16 protein-coding genes are annotated in these 15,098 nt (G+C 68.8%); all 16 read left to right on the top strand.

The features are described 5' to 3' along the window. Window positions 1-1,416: a high-affinity branched-chain amino acid ABC transporter permease LivM gene (gene livM / locus KF889_25990; protein MBX3502911.1), complete on the top strand. Its 1,416-nt coding sequence runs from the start codon at window positions 1-3 to the stop codon at window positions 1,414-1,416. Further along, entirely contained in the window at window positions 1,413-2,216 is an 804-nt protein-coding gene (locus tag KF889_25985; protein ID MBX3502910.1) for an ATP-binding cassette domain-containing protein, read from the top strand. The genes livM and KF889_25985 overlap by 4 nt, the downstream gene beginning before the upstream one ends. Further along, window positions 2,209-2,928, top strand: coding sequence for an ABC transporter ATP-binding protein (locus KF889_25980; GenBank protein MBX3502909.1), 720 nt, complete (start codon window positions 2,209-2,211; stop codon window positions 2,926-2,928). The genes KF889_25985 and KF889_25980 overlap by 8 nt, the downstream gene beginning before the upstream one ends. Before the next feature lie 166 nt (window positions 2,929-3,094). Continuing rightward, the gene (locus tag KF889_25975; GenBank protein ID MBX3502908.1) at window positions 3,095-3,451 is read left to right on the top strand and encodes a hypothetical protein; all 357 of its coding nucleotides are present in this window, start codon (window positions 3,095-3,097) and stop codon (window positions 3,449-3,451) included. Window positions 3,452-3,543: 92 nt separating this feature from the next. Beyond that, complete coding sequence (locus tag KF889_25970; protein ID MBX3502907.1) at window positions 3,544-4,662, top strand: branched-chain amino acid ABC transporter substrate-binding protein; 1,119 nt, start codon at window positions 3,544-3,546, stop codon at window positions 4,660-4,662. A 174-nt stretch (window positions 4,663-4,836) separates the two neighbouring features. Then, on the top strand, window positions 4,837-5,283 hold the full coding sequence (gene rpiB, locus KF889_25965; protein ID MBX3502906.1) for a ribose 5-phosphate isomerase B: 447 nt from the start codon (window positions 4,837-4,839) through the stop codon (window positions 5,281-5,283). Then, window positions 5,280-6,575 carry a serine hydroxymethyltransferase gene (locus KF889_25960; protein MBX3502905.1) on the top strand — a complete coding sequence of 432 codons (1,296 nt, stop codon included), beginning with the start codon at window positions 5,280-5,282 and terminating at the stop codon, window positions 6,573-6,575. The genes rpiB and KF889_25960 overlap by 4 nt, the downstream gene beginning before the upstream one ends. 49 nt (window positions 6,576-6,624) lie before the next feature. After that, window positions 6,625-7,086: a transcriptional regulator NrdR gene (gene nrdR / locus KF889_25955; protein ID MBX3502904.1), complete on the top strand. Its 462-nt coding sequence runs from the start codon at window positions 6,625-6,627 to the stop codon at window positions 7,084-7,086. A gap of 49 nt (window positions 7,087-7,135) precedes the next feature. Then, entirely contained in the window at window positions 7,136-8,236 is a 1,101-nt protein-coding gene (gene ribD, locus KF889_25950) for a bifunctional diaminohydroxyphosphoribosylaminopyrimidine deaminase/5-amino-6-(5-phosphoribosylamino)uracil reductase RibD (protein ID MBX3502903.1), read from the top strand. Window positions 8,237-8,245: 9 nt separating this feature from the next. Continuing rightward, window positions 8,246-8,860, top strand: a complete 615-nt coding sequence (locus tag KF889_25945; protein ID MBX3502902.1) for a riboflavin synthase — start codon at window positions 8,246-8,248, stop codon at window positions 8,858-8,860. Window positions 8,861-8,862: 2 nt separating this feature from the next. Next, window positions 8,863-10,011, top strand: a complete 1,149-nt coding sequence (ribB, locus tag KF889_25940) for a 3,4-dihydroxy-2-butanone-4-phosphate synthase (GenBank protein MBX3502901.1) — start codon at window positions 8,863-8,865, stop codon at window positions 10,009-10,011. Window positions 10,012-10,013: 2 nt separating this feature from the next. Then, window positions 10,014-10,505, top strand: a complete 492-nt coding sequence (locus KF889_25935; protein MBX3502900.1) for a 6,7-dimethyl-8-ribityllumazine synthase — start codon at window positions 10,014-10,016, stop codon at window positions 10,503-10,505. After that, the gene (gene nusB, locus KF889_25930; GenBank protein MBX3502899.1) at window positions 10,505-11,017 is read left to right on the top strand and encodes a transcription antitermination factor NusB; all 513 of its coding nucleotides are present in this window, start codon (window positions 10,505-10,507) and stop codon (window positions 11,015-11,017) included. Before KF889_25935 ends, nusB begins: the two co-directional genes overlap by 1 nt. Before the next feature lie 5 nt (window positions 11,018-11,022). Next, a complete protein-coding gene (gene thiL, locus KF889_25925) occupies window positions 11,023-12,006 on the top strand; it encodes a thiamine-phosphate kinase (GenBank protein ID MBX3502898.1) in 984 nt (327 codons plus the stop codon). A 119-nt stretch (window positions 12,007-12,125) separates the two neighbouring features. Further along, window positions 12,126-13,316: a substrate-binding domain-containing protein gene (locus KF889_25920; GenBank protein MBX3502897.1), complete on the top strand. Its 1,191-nt coding sequence runs from the start codon at window positions 12,126-12,128 to the stop codon at window positions 13,314-13,316. Window positions 13,317-13,634: 318 nt separating this feature from the next. Further along, entirely contained in the window at window positions 13,635-14,852 is a 1,218-nt protein-coding gene (locus KF889_25915; protein MBX3502896.1) for an MFS transporter, read from the top strand. Window positions 14,853-15,098: the final 246 nt, after the last annotated feature.

Genomic DNA, 15,098 nt, shown 5'->3' with positions numbered 1-15,098 from the left:
ATGGCGCCGCTCTCGTTCGCCGTGAAGGACGCCGCGATCACGGCAGGCGTCGCGCTTGCGCTGGGCATCTTCGTCGCCGGCTTCCGCACCGCCGATCACGGCGTCGCCGGGCTGCAGTTCGATTACCAGATCATCGATGTGCTGGTCGCCTGCATCGCGATCTTCATCGGCCGGTTGGGTCTCAACCTGTCGGCGGACCTGCCGCTGGGCGCGATCGGGCTGGGCATGGCGGCCCTGCTGGCAGGGCTGTTCGCGCCGACGCCTTCGACCTTCCTCGCCGTGGTGTTCGTCGGCGCCGGCATCATGCTCATCCTGCGCGGCGGCTGGAGCCTCGTGCGCAGCACCCGGGGCGGCGCCACGGAGATCGCGCGCGGCACCGATGTCGTGCTCGGTTCGCTGAAGCACGCCTTTCCATGGTTCGGCGCGGCGCTCTTCGTGGTCGCGCTCGTCCTGCCGTTCCTGCCGTTCGCCGATCAGAAGGTGATGGATCTCGCGATCCTCATCCTGACCTACGTCATGCTGGGCTGGGGCCTGAACATCGTCGTCGGCCTGGCCGGCCTGCTCGACCTCGGCTACGTCGCCTTCTACGCCGTGGGCGCCTATGCCTACGCCCTGCTGGCGACGCAGCATGGGCTCAGCTTCTGGATCTGCCTGCCGGCGGCCGGGATCATGGCCGCCTTCTTCGGCATCCTGCTGGGCTTCCCGGTGCTGCGCCTGCGCGGCGACTACCTTGCCATCGTCACCCTGGGCTTCGGCGAGATCGTGCGCCTGGTCCTCCTCAACTGGACCGACTTCACCGAAGGTCCGGCGGGCATTGGCGGCATTCCCGGCGCGACGCTGTTCGGCCATCCCTTCGCCGAGACCGCGCCCGCGGGCCAGACGCCCTTCCACGAGTGGGTCGGCATCGAGTTCGACGGCAAGCACCGCCTGATCTTCCTCTACTTCCTCATCCTGATCCTGGCGTTGATCACCAACTTCGTCACATTGCGCCTGCGGCGACTTCCGGTGGGCCGAGCATGGGAAGCGTTGCGCGAGGACGAGATCGCCTGCCGGGCGCTGGGCATCAATCCCACCAACACCAAGCTCACCGCCTTCGCCATCGGCGCGATGTTTGCCGGCATCGCCGGCTCCTTCTTCGCCACCAAGCAGCGCTTCATCAGCCCCGAGAGCTTCGTCTTCATCGAATCGGCGATCATCCTGGCCATCGTCGTACTGGGCGGCATGGGCAGCCAGCTGGGCGTCGTGCTGGCCTCGATATTGCTGATCGGCTTGCCGGAATGGTTCCGCGATCTCGGCCAGTACCGCATGCTGGCGTTTGGTCTCGCCATGGTGCTGATCATGGTGTTCCGCCCGCGCGGACTGATCGCCCATCGCGACCCCACGGTGCGGCTCAATCCCGGCGGAGCGGGGCGGTGAGCACGCCGCTGATCCGCGTCGAGCATCTCACCATGCGCTTTGGCGGCCTGGTGGCGGTGAGCGACGTCTCGTTCGAGGGCCAGCCGCGTCAGATCACCGCCATCATCGGCCCCAACGGCGCCGGCAAGACGACGGTGTTCAATTGCATCACGGGCTTCTACCGTCCGACCGTCGGCCGGCTGACGCTGACGCACGAGGGCGGCGAGTTCCTGCTCGAGCGCATGTCCGGCCACGAGATCGGCCGCCTCGCGCGCGTGGCACGCACCTTCCAGAACATCCGCCTGTTCCCGGCGATGAGCGTGCTCGAGAACCTCCTGGTGGCGCAGCACAACCGCCTGATGCGTGCGTCGGGCTACACCGTGCTCGGCATCCTTGGCATCGGCTATGCCGCCGCCGAGCGCGCGGCGATCGACAAGGCGCGCGGCTGGCTCGATCGCATCGGCCTGCTGCACGAGGCCGACCGGCCGGCGGGCGAACTGCCCTACGGCAGCCAGCGCCGCCTGGAGATCGCGCGCGCAATGTGCACCGATCCGGCGCTGCTCTGCCTCGACGAGCCGGCGGCGGGTCTCAACGCCCGCGAATCGGCCGAGCTCAACGCGCTGCTGGTTTCGATCCGTGATCAAGACGGCGTCGGCGTTCTGCTGATCGAGCACGACATGAGCGTCGTCATGTCGATCTCCGATCACATCGTCGTGCTCGACTACGGCCGCGGCATCGCCGCCGGATCGCCTGTCAAGGTGCGCGCCGATCCCGCCGTGATCCGCGCCTATCTCGGCGAGGAGGAGACGGCACATGGCTGAGCCCATGCTGCGCGTCGAGGGCGTCGAGACCTTCTACGGTGCCATCCAGGCATTGCGCGGGGTCGACATCGAGGTCCGGCGCGGCGAGATCGTCACGCTGATCGGCGCCAACGGCGCGGGCAAGTCGACCCTGCTGATGACCATCTGCGGCGCTCCGCGTGCGCGGGCCGGGCGCATCCGCTTCGAGGAGCGCGACATCATCGGGCTGCCGACACACGAGATCGTGCGCGCGGGCGTGGCCCAGGTGCCGGAGGGCCGGCGCATCTTCGCGCGCATGAGCGTGTACGAGAACCTGCAGATGGGCGCGACCTTCGCCGACCCGGCGCATTTCGCGCAGGACATCGAGCGTGTCTTCGCGCTTTTCCCGCGGCTCAAGGAACGGCGCGAGCAACGAGGCGGCACCCTGTCGGGTGGCGAGCAGCAGATGCTGGCGATCGGTCGCGCGCTGATGAGCCGGCCGCGCCTGCTGCTGCTCGACGAGCCCTCGCTCGGCCTGGCGCCGCTGATCGTCAAGCAGATCTTCGACACCATCGGCTCGATCGCGCGGCAGGAGGACGTCACTGTATTCCTCGTCGAGCAGAACGCGCACCGTGCGCTCAATCTCGCCGACCGCGGCTATGTCATGGTCAACGGCCGCATCACGCTGAGCGGCGCCGGGCGCGACCTGCTGGCCAACGACGAGGTGCGCGCGGCCTACCTGGGTGGGCACTGATGGCGACGAAGATTCCACCTTCCCCCGTGGGCAGGGCCGTCGCTTATGGCCCTCAAAAGGCTGGGGGCGCGCCACTCCAGTGGCGCGTCGCGTCGATCGTCCGCCGCGCTACTGGAGTGGCACGCCCCGACCAGGCAGCCCCTCCGGAGAAGGGCATGAGCTGCGCATGAGCGAGTTCCTGCCCTGGCTGGGCAACACACCGTGGAGCTGGCTGCTCACCCTGGTGCTGCTGGCCTTGCCTGCGACGCTGATCACCGGGCGCAGCGTCGCGATCACGTGGCAGCCGGGCTGGCAGGTCGTGCTGTACTCGGCGATGCTGGCGGCGACCCATCGCTTCGCCGACTATGCGCTGTCCAACGGCGAGTTGTGGGCGCCGATCGGCTTCGCGCTGGCCTGGGCGATACTCGCCATCGCCGGGCTCGCCATGCATCGCGCGACGCGCGCGGCGATGATGGTGGCTCAGTATCCCTGGCTGCACCAGCGCGACGGGCTGTTCGGCTGGCGCGACAAGCCTGGGGGTTGAGGCCGCTCCGCGCTTGGCGGCGCTCGCCGGGCGAACTAAGGTTCCGTCAGTCGCCCCTCGGGGCGTGGGAGAGGCAAAAGGGAGAAGATCCGATGAAGCGCTGGGTCATCACATTGGGGACGGCGACCGCGGTCGCCGTCGCGCTGGGCGGCAGCGCCTGGGCGCAGATCAAGATCGGTTCGGCGGGTCCGATGACCGGCCAGTACGCCGCCTTCGGCGAGCAGCTGCGCCGCGGCGCGCAGATGGCGATCGCCGACATCAATGCGGCCGGCGGCGTCAACGGCCAGAAGCTCGAGCTGATCATCGGCGACGACGCCTGCGATCCCAAGCAGGCCACGGCCGTCGCCAACAAGATGGTGTCGGACAAGGTGGCGTTCGTCGCCGGCCATTTCTGCTCCGGCTCGTCGATACCGGCCTCCAAGATCTACCGGGAGGCTCGCATCCTGCAGATCAGCCCGGCCTCGACCAATCCGCGCCTCACCGAGGACGCGGCGAAGGAGGGCAACACGACGCTGTTCCGCGTCTGCGGCCGTGACGACGTCCAGGGCGTGACGGTCGGCGGGTACATCAACAAGTATCACAAGGGCAAGCGCGTCGCGATCCTGCACGACAAGTCGCCCTACGGCAAAGGCGTCGCCGACGAGACCAAGAAGGCGCTCAACAACGGCGGCACGCGCGAGGCGATGTACGAGGCCTATACGGACACCGACAAGGACTTCACCGCGCTCATCAACAAGATGAAGCAGGCGCGGATCGACATCATCGTGCTCGGCGGCTATCACACCGCCGGCGCGCTGATCATCAAGCAGTCGCGCGAGCAGGGCCTGGCGGCGCAGATGATCGGCTTCGACTCGCTCGAGACGGCCGAGTTCGGCCAGCTCGGCGGCGCCGCCACCAACGGCGTGCTGATGTCCTTCCCGCCCAAGGCCGAGGACTTCCCGGCCAATGCCGCGCTGGTGAAGAAGTTCCGCGACGCCAAGTACAACCCGGAGGGCTACACGCTCTTCAGCTATGCCGCGATCAAGGTCTGGGCCGACGCCGCCAACAAGGCGAAGTCGATCGCGCCGGACGCCGTGGCTGCCGCCCTGCGCTCCGGCAAGTGGGACTCCGCGGTCGGCCCGCTGGAGTTCGACGCCAAGGGCGACATCAAGAATCCGGTCTACGACATCTATGTCTGGAAGGACGGCAAGTCCTACCCGTCGACCAAGTAGGCCACTACGGATAGATTGCGAAGCGGCCCGGCGGGTGATCGCCGGGCCGTTCTTTTTTCTCCGCGATTTCAATGGACTACCCGTTATCCAACAAGTGCTTGTGCGAGGTTGGCGGGGCCGCGCGAGATATGGTATCGGTGCCCTTCCGGGTACAGTAATGGGTCGTTCGCGCCGATGGCCGCGCAAACCATAGTAATGGCGTCGGATCACGCCGGCTTCGAATTGAAGGAGCTGCTGAAGGGGGACCTTCAGGCGGCGGGCCAGGAGGTGCTCGACTTGGGTGTCCATTCCACGCAGTCCGTCGACTATCCCGATTATGGTCGCGCTCTGGCCGAGGCGATCCGCGACGGCAAGGCGGGCCGGGGCGTGCTGGTCTGCGGCACCGGCATCGGCATCTCCATCGCCGCCAACCGCGAATCATCGGTGCGCGCCGCCGTCGTCCACGACGTCACCAGCGCGCGCCTGGCCCGCCAGCACAACGACGCCAACGTCATGGCGCTGGGCGCCCGGCTCATCGGGCCGGAAGTCGCCCGCGACTGCCTGCGCGTCTTCCTCGATACCCCCTTCGACGGCGGCCGCCATGCCGCCCGGGTCGGCAAGCTGTCACGGAGCGCGTCATGAACGCCACGATCCTCGACGACCGTTTCTTTTCCGCCGGCCTCGGCGCGACCGATCCCGAGGTCAAGCACGCGCTCGATGGCGAACTCCACCGCCAGCGCGACTGGATCGAGCTGATCGCCTCCGAGAACATTGTCTCGAGGGCGGTGCTCGAGGCGCAGGGCTCGGTGCTGACCAACAAGTACGCCGAAGGCTATCCGGGACGGCGCTACTACGGCGGCTGCGAGGAGGTCGACAAGGTCGAGGCGCTGGCGATTTCGCGTGCCTGCAAGCTGTTCGACTGCGCCTTCGCCAATGTCCAGCCGCACTCCGGCGCGCAGGCCAACCAGGCGGTGTTCTTCGCCCTGATGAAGCCGGGCGACACCTTTCTCGGCATGTCGCTCAACGAGGGCGGCCACCTCACCCACGGCTCGCCGGTCAACCAGTCGGGCAAGTGGTTCAACGTCGTGTCCTACGGCGTGAAGCCCGATACCCAGCTGATCGACTACGAGCGGATGGAGGCGATGGCGCGCCAGCACAGGCCGAAGGTGATCCTCGCCGGTGCCTCGGCCTATTCGCGCACCATCGACTTCGCGCGCTTCCGCAGGGTGGCCGACGAGATCGGTGCCTTCTTCATGGTCGACATGGCGCACTATGCCGGCCTGGTTGCCGCCGGCGCCTATCCCAGCCCGCTGCCGCACGCGCATGTCGTGACGACGACGACGCACAAGACGCTGCGCGGTCCGCGCGGCGGCATGATCCTCAGCAACGATTCGGAGCTGGGCAAGAAGATCAACTCCGCCGTCTTCCCCGGCCTGCAGGGCGGGCCGTTGATGCATGTCATCGCCGCCAAGGCGGTGTCGTTCGGCGAGGCGCTGCGGCCCGAGTTCAAGACTTACGGCCACCGCACGGTCGAGAACGCACGCGCGCTGGCGGCGTCGCTGATCGAGCGCGGCCTGGCGATCGTCTCCGGCGGCACCGACAGCCACGTCATGCTGGTCGACCTGCGCGCCAAGCGCACGACCGGCACGTTGGCCGAGAAGGCGCTCGACCGCGCCGGCATCACCACCAACAAGAACGGCATCCCCAACGATCCGGAGAAGCCGACGGTGACCTCGGGCATCCGGCTGGGCTCGCCGGCCGGCACGACGCGCGGCTTCGGGCCGGCCGAGTTCCGTCAGATCGGCAACCTCATCGCCGACGTGCTCGACGGGCTGTCGGCGAACAGCGTCGAGGGCAATCGCCTCGTCGAGCAGGAAGTGCGCGGCAAGGCGCTCGAGCTCTGCCGCCGCTTCCCGATCTACGGGGGCGCCTGAGCGGCCATCACAAGGCCACCAGGCAACAGGGATGTAACGGGGGATTCGAATGCGTTGTCCGTTCTGCGGCAATGACGACACCCAGGTGAAGGACTCGCGTCCCACCGAGGACAATTCCGCGATCCGCCGCCGGCGCTATTGCCCGGCCTGCGGCTCGCGGTTCACGACCTTCGAGCGCGTGCAGCTGCGCGAGCTTACCGTGATCAAGAAGAACGGCCAGCGGGTCGCCTTCGACCGCGACAAGCTCGCGCGCTCGATCGTCACCGCCTGCCGCAAGCGCCCCGTGGATCCCGAGCGCATCGAGCGCGTGGTCAACGGCATCGTGCGGCGCCTGGAAAGCTCGGGTGAGAGCGAGATCGCCTCGACGCAGATCGGCGAGCTGGTGATGGACGCGCTGCGCGCGCTGGATCCCGTCGCCTATGTCCGTTTCGCCTCGGTCTACAAGAACTTCCGCGAGGCCAAGGACTTCGAGGATTTCGTCAGCGACCTCAACGAGATCGACAGCGATTGAACCACGCCGGGCTCGACCACCTGCCGCCTGCGGACGATGCGGTGCCGGCATGACCGACGATGCGGCATTCATGGGCATGGCCCTGGCGCTGGCGCGCCGGGGGATGGGCGAGACCTGGCCCAACCCGACGGTCGGCTGCGTTTTCGTCGACCGGGGCAGGGTGGTGGCGCGCGGCCGCACGGCGCCCGGCGGACGGCCGCATGCCGAGGCGGCGGCGATCGAGGCGGCGCGCCAGGCGGGCCGCGATCTGGCGGGCACGACCGCCTATGTCAGCCTCGAGCCCTGCTCGCATCACGGCCGCACGCCGCCCTGTGCCGATGCCCTGGTCGAGGCCGGGGTGGCGCGCGTCGTCGTCGCCACCGGCGATCCCGACCCGCGCGTCGGCGGCGGCGGCCTGAAGCGCCTGCGCGATGCCGGCATCGCCGTAGTCGAGGGTGTGCGCAAGGCCGAGGCCGACGAGCTCAACGCCGGCTTCTTCCTGCGCGTCCGCGAAGGCCGGCCGCTGGTGACCCTTAAATTTGCGACATCTCTCGACGGGCGCATCGCCACGGGCGGCGGCGAGAGCAAGTGGATCACCGGCGAGGAGGCGCGGGCGCGCGGCCAGCTGCTGCGCGCCACGCACGACGCCATCATCGTCGGCATCGGCACGGCGCTGGCCGACGACCCGGAGCTGACCTGCCGGTTGCCGGGGCTGGCCGGGCGCTCGCCGGTCCGCGTCGTCGTCGACAGCAAGGCGCGATTAGTTCGCAATTGCAAGATGGTCGCTGGCGCAGGACGGGTGCCGGTGTGGCTGGTCTGCACCGAAGGCGCGGAGACGACCGCGCTCGCCGACGCCGGCGTCGAGATCGTCAAGGTGCCGGCCACGCCGTCCGGCACCGTCGACCTGCCGGCGGCGTTGGCCGCGCTCGGCGCTCGCGGCCTGACGCGGGTGCTGGTCGAGGGCGGCGGCAGGCTGGCGGCCTCGCTTGTGGCCGCCGACCTGGTCGACCGGCTGGCGATCTTCCGGGCGGGGCTGGTGATCGGCGGCGACGGGCTGGCGGCGGTGGCCGGCTACGGGCTGGAAAGGCTCGAGCTCGCACGGCGGTACACAAGGCAATCGCTACAGGAAATCGGCGCCGACGCGCTGGAAACCTGGGCGCGAGGTCATTAGGTTCCCGCCATGTTCACGGGCATCATCACCGACATCGGCGAGGTCACTTCGGTCGTGCCGGGCGGCCAGTCCGGCGATCTGCGCTTCACCATCGCCACGCGCTTCGACATGGACGGCGTCGATCTGGGCGCCTCGATCGCCTGCTCGGGCTGCTGCCTGACGGTGACGACCAAGGGCAAGGCGAACGGCCGCTCCTGGTTCACGGTCGATGTCTCGGGCGAGTCGCTGTCGAAGACCACGCTCGGCGCCTGGACGGTCGGCCGGCGCATCAACCTGGAGCGCTCGCTGAAGTTCGGCGACGAGCTGGGCGGTCACCTGGTCTACGGCCATGTCGACGGCGTCGCCCGCATCGGCTCGATCACGCCGGAGGGCGGCAGCCTGCGCTACGTCTTCGAGGCGCCGACCGCGCTGTCGGCCTTCATCGCCTCGAAGGGCTCGGTGGCGATCGACGGCGTGTCGCTGACCATCAACGAGGTCGACGGTTCGCGCTTCGGCGTCAACATCATTCCGCACACCCAGCGCGAGACGACGTTCGGCACGGCGCACGCCGGCGATCCGGTGAATCTTGAGGTCGACATGCTGGCGCGATACGTTGCGCGCCAGCTCGAGGGGAGATCGTCATGACGATGGTCGGCAAGGAGCCGTGGCGCGTCACCTTCTCGGAGATGAAGGCGCCGGCCGACGAGATCATCGAGGAGGCCAGACGCGGCCGGATGTTCATCCTCGTCGACGACGAGGACCGCGAGAACGAGGGCGACCTCGTGATCCCCGCACAGATGGCCACGCCCGAGGCGATCAACTTCATGGCGCGCTACGGCCGCGGCCTGATCTGCCTGGCGCTCACCGGCAAGCGCGTCGAGGAGCTCGGCCTGCCGCTGATGGCGCAGAACAACGGCACGCGCCACCAGACCGCCTTCACCGTCTCGATCGAGGCGCGCGAGGGCGTCACCACCGGCATCTCCGCCGCCGACCGCGCGCGCACGGTCGCCGTGGCCATCGATCCCAGCTGCGGGCCGCGCGACATCGTCACCCCGGGCCACGTCTTCCCGTTGCTGGCACGCGAGGGCGGCGTGCTGGAGCGCACCGGCCATACCGAGGCCGCGGTCGACCTGGCGCGGCTCGCCGGCCTCGCCCCCGCGGGGGTGATCTGCGAGATCATGAACGACGACGGCACCATGGCGCGCCGCGACGACCTGATCCGCTTCGCGCAGATGCACGGCCTGAAGATCGGCACGATCTCCGACCTGATCGCCTATCGCCGCAAGTACGACTCGATCGTCAAGCGCGTCACCGAGACGACGCTCGACAGCCATGTCGGCGGCGAGTTCCGCGTCATCGTCTACGTCAACAAGGCGACGCTCGCGCAGCACGTCGCGCTGGTGAAGGGCGATGTCGCGACCGGCGGGCCGGTGCTGGCGCGCGTTCATGCGATGAACCTGTTCACCGACATACTGGGCGAGAAGATCACCGGCCGCGGCGGCGAGATCGAGGGCGCGATGCGCATCATCGCCGAGGAGGGCCGGGGCGTGCTGGTGCTGATCCGCGAGCCGATCGCGGTGCAGCTCGCCATCAACCGCCGGCGCGCCGGCGAGAAGGTCGAGCCGCCGACCGGCGAGCTGCGCGACTACGGCGTCGGCGCGCAGATCCTGCTCGATCTCGGCATCAACCAGATGACGCTCCTGACAAACACCAAGCGCAACATCGTCGGTCTCGAGGGCTTCGGCCTGGAGATCGTCGGCCAGCGGCCGCTGCCCACCAAGGGCGGGGGAGACTGATCATGGCAGCACGCGAGGGCGCCGCCCGGCCGCGCATCGCCCTGTCGCGAGCGCCGCACGTGCTGATCGTCGAGGCGCGCTTCTATGCCGAGCTCGCGGACGAGCTGGCCGAGGGCGCGATCGCCGTGATCCGCGACCATGGCGGCACCTGGGAGCGCATCGCCGTGCCCGGCGCCTTCGAGCTGCCCGGCGCCATCGCCATCGCCGCCGGCCGTCCCGGCGCCGGCGGCCGGCAGTACGACGGCTACGTTGCGCTGGGTTGCGTGATACGCGGCGAGACCAGCCACTACGACTACGTCTGCGGCGAGAGCGCGCGCGGGCTGATGGACCTCTCGGTGCAGCGCCGGCTGGCGATCGGCTACGGCGTGCTCACGGTGGAGAACGAGGAGCAGGCATGGGTGCGCGCGCGACGCAATGAGCAGGACAAAGGCGGCGATGTGGCCTATGCCTGCATCTCGATGATCGGACTGCGCCACAAATACGGCGAGGCCTGATGGCCACGCACAAGCTATCGGACGACATGGCGCGCAGGCGCGGCCTGGCGCGCGTCGCGGCCGTGCAGGCGCTGTTCCAGTGGCTGCAGGGCAACGACGAGCCGCGCGAGGTCGTGACGCAGTTCCTGCGCTTCCGCAGCCGCGAGGACGGCGAGGGTGGCATGTCGGCCGACGCCGACCGCAGCTTCTTCCAGGAAGTCGTGGCCGGCGCCTCCAAGCGCGGCGAGGAGTACGACAGGACCATCGCCGAGAACCTGCGAGACACCTGGACGGTCGAGCGCATCGACAAGCTGCTGCGCGCCATCCTGCTCGCCGGCATCTACGAGCTCGACCGCCGCAACGACGTGCCGGCACGCGTCACCATCGCCCAGTACGTCGATGTCGCCCAGCAATTCTTCGCCGGCGGCGAGCCGGCCTTCGTCAACGTGACGCTGGACCGCATCGCGCGCCGCCTGCGGGCCGCGGAATTCGAGACGCCCGCCGGCAAGGCGACGACGCCGGACGGCGGCTGACGGCGATGGCCCGCGAGCGCCTGGGCGAGTTCGAGTTCATCGCGCGCCTGTTGCGGCCGCTGGCCTCGGGCGTGCCCGGCGCAGAAGGGTTGGGCGATGATACCGCGCATCTGTCGCCGCCGGCCGGCCACGAGATCGTGGTGACGACCGACGCCCTGGTCTGCGGCGTGCATTTCCTCGCGCATCATCCGCCCGACCTGATCGCGCGCAAGGCGCTCAGGGTGAACGTCTCCGACGTCGCCGCCGCGGGCGGCCGTCCCTGGACCTATCAGCTGGCGCTGGCGCTTTCCGACGACATCGACGATGCCTGGCTGGCCGCGTTTTGCGACGGCCTCGCCTTCGACCAGCGCGAGTACGGCATGGACCTGACGGGCGGCGACACGGTGTCGACGCCCGGGCCGCTGACCATCTCGGTGACGGCGCTGGGCGTGGTGCCCACCGGGCAGTCGCTGGGCCGCGCCGGCGCCAAGGTCGGCGACGCGGTGTTCGTCAGCGGCACGATCGGCGACGGTGCGCTGGGCCTGCGCGCCAGCAAGGGCGAGCTCGAAGGCGCTGGCGGCGACGATGGCGCCGCCCTGGCCGCGCGCTACCTGCTGCCGCAGCCGCGCACGGTCGTTGGCCCGCGCCTGCGCGGTCTCGTCGGCGCATGCATGGACGTGTCCGACGGGCTGATCGGCGACCTTGGCCACATCTGCGCGCGATCCGCGGTCGCAGCGGCGATCGACGTCGAGCGCGTGCCGCTGTCGGATCCGGCGCGTCGCGCGATCGATCGCGATGCCTCGCTGCTGCGTCTGGCGATCAGCGGCGGCGACGACTACGAGCTGCTGTTCACGGCGCCGGCTTCGGCACGAGAGGCACTCGCCGAGCTCTCCCGGGAGGTCGGCGTGCCGCTCACCGAGATCGGCCGCATCGAGGCGGGCAGGGGCGTGACAGCCATGCAGGGCGGCAAGCCGATGTCGCTCGAGAGAACCAGCTACCGTCACCGGTAGAGCATGTTCCGGCTTCTGTCATCCCCGGGGCCGTCTGCGGCCCCTGTAGCGAAGCGGGGGATCTCGGCGAGCACTGGATCCCTCGCTTTGCTCGAGATGACCAGCCGGCTCGGCCGCACATGATCCGGCTGCGCTATCTCTGCGATCGTTCCCGCCACATCGTGTGCCTGCCGTACAGCGTCGATAACCTGCACGTGATGGCGCAGGATCTTCGCCTGTCGCGTGGCTGGTTCCACGCCGGGCGCTGGCCGCACTACGACATGCCCGCGCATCGAATCGAAGAGCTGACGGCCCGCTGCGAGGTCGTGTCGCCGCGCGTGATCCTGAGTATCATCAGGACCGGAAGCGCTGAGTCGTCGTCCCAGCGGCCCGCGGGAGACGCAGGCATGGCCGCGGACATCGTCGTCATTATGAAGAACAGGGTCAACCCGGCCTATGGTGGTGCCCTGGTCGGCGCCGCGAAATCCGCTGCCCGCTTCGGCCTGACGCTTCGCAGCGCGGCGCCGGCCGTTCCCGACGACATCGACGAGCAGCGTATGCTGATCAGGCAGGTGGTGGCCGCGAGGCCCTCGGCCATCGTCCTGCTGCCGGCGCACGAGAGCGCGCTGAACGACGCGATCGGGGAGGCCGATGCGCTCGGCATCCCCGTGTTCCACATCGTCAGCAAGCCGATGACGAGTAGCTGGGTCAACTATGTCGCGACCGACAGCGTCCGGATGGCCGGCGATATCGCGAGCCATCTGTTCGACCATCTCGGTGGCTCCGCAGAGATCGTCATCATGGACGGCACGCCCAGCGCGATCGCCAGCCCCGAGCGCCACAAGGGATTTGTCGATGCCGCCGCAAGGTATCCCGGCATCCGGATCGTAGAGGCGGTCTGCGGCTACCTTCTGCGCGAGCCGGCTCGTGCCGCGACACAGGAGGTGTTGCGACGGCACGCCAGGATCGACGGCATGCTCGTCGCCAACGACATGATGGCCCTGGGGGTCATCGACGCGCTCGGGGAAAGCGGCCGGACGTTTCCGGTCGCCAGCATCAACGGAACGCCCGAGGCCGTTGCCGCCATCAGGTCCGGCACGATGCTGGCGACGGCGTCGTTCGACACGTTGGCGTTCGGCGAGTTGTCGGTCGAGGCGGCCGCGCGGTATCTGCGCGGCGAGACGGTCCCCAGGGAGATCATGCTGCCCTCGACAATCATTGATCAAAGCAATGTCGACCACTGGGACAGGCCCTATGAAGAACGGCCAGTGCCGACATGGGAACAGACGCGCGCGCACTGGACCGGCTCGATCGCCAGGCCGACGACCTGAGCTGCTGGAGCATCGAGCGGTCAATCGGACCCACCTGTCATCCCGAGCGCAGCGAGGGATCCAGGGCGGCGCCGAATTCGGGCTCGTCGCTTTAGAGGCTTGGTCGCCACCTTCCCCCGGAGGGGGAAGGTGGCGCGCAGCGCCGGATGGGGGGATGTCTCAACGAAGCCGGTGTCCGTCTTCGACATCCCCCTTCCGCCCTTCGGGCACCTTCCCCCTCCGGGGGAAGGTTGGACCAAGGCAATCGGCCGATTCACGAGACGGCCTGAACAATATCGCGCTTGTGCGCGAAGCGGCCGTGCCTAAGGTCCGCGCACCATGACTGAAGCCCTCTCCGCCGGCCGCGCCCCCTCGCGGGCCGTGCGCAATGTCCTGCTGCTCGTCGTCTGCCAGGCACTGGCGCAAAGCGGCAACGTGCTGGTGATCTCGGCCACGGCGCTGGCGGCCAAGACCATCGCCGGCAATGATTTCTACTGGACCACCCTGCCGATCACCATGCAGCACCTCGGCGTCATGCTGTCGATCTTTCCGGCGGCGCTGATGGGGCAGCGTTACGGCCGACCGGTGGGCTTCGGCCTCGGCGCGCTCGTCGGCATGCTGGGTGGCTTGCTGTGCACGCTGGCGATCTACCTCGCGAACTTCCCGCTGCTGTGCGCCGGCGGCCTCGTGCTGGGCTATGCCGTGGCCAACATGCAGCTCTATCGTTTCGCCGCCACCGAGCTGGTGGCGCCGGCCGATCGCGCCAAGGCGATCTCCTACGTCACCGCCAGCGGTGTGGCCGCCGCGATCCTCGGACCGGGCATCGCGCGGCTCACGCCCGACCTGCTGCCGCACCAGTTCCTCGCCACCTACATGGCGCTGATCGTGCTGCACGCCGTGGCCTTCCTGGTGCTGCGCCTGATCGAGTTCCCGCCGGTCAAAGTCGAGCAGGTCAGCGGGCCGCAACGCAGGCTGTCGGAGATCGCGCTGCAGCCGACCTACCTCGTGGCGGTGACGGCGGCGATGATCGCCTTCGGCGTGATGTCCTTCCTGATGACGGCGACGCCCCTGGCGATCGTCGCCTGCGGGCTGGACGCCAATCTCGCGCCGGTCACCATCTTCTGGCACGTCATGGGCATGTTCGTGCCGGCATTCTTCACAGGGCACCTGATCGGCCGCTTCGGCGTGACGCGGGTGATGCTGACGGGAACGGCGCTGCTGGCGCTCTCGCTCGCGATCTCGCTGGCCGGTATCGACATCTGGAACTTCCACATCGGCTCGAGTGTGCTGGGCGTCGGCTGGGCCTTCATGTTCGTCGGCGCCACCACCCTGGTGACGACGACCTACCGCCCGGCCGAGAAGGGCAAGGCGCAGGCGCTCAATGACTTCTTGGTTTTCGGCACCACGGCGGCATCGAGCCTGATGGCCGGCATCCTGCAGCAGGTCTGGGGCTGGAGCGCGCTGAACTACCTCGCCCTGCCGCTGGTCGGGGTGGCCCTGGCCGCGATCGTCTGGCTGCGCCTGAAGCCGGGAGCCTTGCCGGCGGGAATTCGATGATAGATCAATTGGTTATGTGACCACCTTCCCCCGCGGACGAGGGAAGGCGGCGCGAAGCGGCGGATGGCGGTGGCTCGTGCGACACCACCGACCGTCGTGACTGACCGCAATGCCGGCCGTCCCCATCCGTGCTTCGGGCATCTTTCCCTGCCAGCGGAGAAAGGGAAGAGCAGATGCGCGATGCGAGCGAGCCCTCATCGCCTTGAAATCGTGAGCGAATCGATTGCGTCGCCGGGCATGGTCTGG

The organism is Alphaproteobacteria bacterium, from assembly GCA_019635875.1.
Lineage (GTDB): Bacteria > Pseudomonadota > Alphaproteobacteria > Reyranellales > Reyranellaceae > JAFAZJ01.
Note: the sequence above shows the minus strand (reverse complement) of the source record. Positions and strands in the feature narration are given on the sequence as shown.

Coding starts and splice junctions, on each gene's coding strand:
- thiL (MBX3502898.1), top strand. CDS start 11,023: ATGGCCCGCGAGCGCCTGGGCGAGTTCGAGTTCATCGCGCGCCTGTTG.
- KF889_25980 (MBX3502909.1), top strand. CDS start 2,209: ATGGCTGAGCCCATGCTGCGCGTCGAGGGCGTCGAGACCTTCTACGGT.
- KF889_25960 (MBX3502905.1), top strand. CDS start 5,280: ATGAACGCCACGATCCTCGACGACCGTTTCTTTTCCGCCGGCCTCGGC.
- KF889_25935 (MBX3502900.1), top strand. CDS start 10,014: ATGGCAGCACGCGAGGGCGCCGCCCGGCCGCGCATCGCCCTGTCGCGA.
- KF889_25945 (MBX3502902.1), top strand. CDS start 8,246: ATGTTCACGGGCATCATCACCGACATCGGCGAGGTCACTTCGGTCGTG.
- ribD (MBX3502903.1), top strand. CDS start 7,136: ATGACCGACGATGCGGCATTCATGGGCATGGCCCTGGCGCTGGCGCGC.
- ribB (MBX3502901.1), top strand. CDS start 8,863: ATGGTCGGCAAGGAGCCGTGGCGCGTCACCTTCTCGGAGATGAAGGCG.
- KF889_25915 (MBX3502896.1), top strand. CDS start 13,635: ATGACTGAAGCCCTCTCCGCCGGCCGCGCCCCCTCGCGGGCCGTGCGC.
- KF889_25920 (MBX3502897.1), top strand. CDS start 12,126: ATGATCCGGCTGCGCTATCTCTGCGATCGTTCCCGCCACATCGTGTGC.
- KF889_25970 (MBX3502907.1), top strand. CDS start 3,544: ATGAAGCGCTGGGTCATCACATTGGGGACGGCGACCGCGGTCGCCGTC.
- livM (MBX3502911.1), top strand. CDS start 1: ATGGCGCCGCTCTCGTTCGCCGTGAAGGACGCCGCGATCACGGCAGGC.
- nusB (MBX3502899.1), top strand. CDS start 10,505: ATGGCCACGCACAAGCTATCGGACGACATGGCGCGCAGGCGCGGCCTG.
- KF889_25975 (MBX3502908.1), top strand. CDS start 3,095: ATGAGCGAGTTCCTGCCCTGGCTGGGCAACACACCGTGGAGCTGGCTG.
- nrdR (MBX3502904.1), top strand. CDS start 6,625: ATGCGTTGTCCGTTCTGCGGCAATGACGACACCCAGGTGAAGGACTCG.
- rpiB (MBX3502906.1), top strand. CDS start 4,837: ATGGCCGCGCAAACCATAGTAATGGCGTCGGATCACGCCGGCTTCGAA.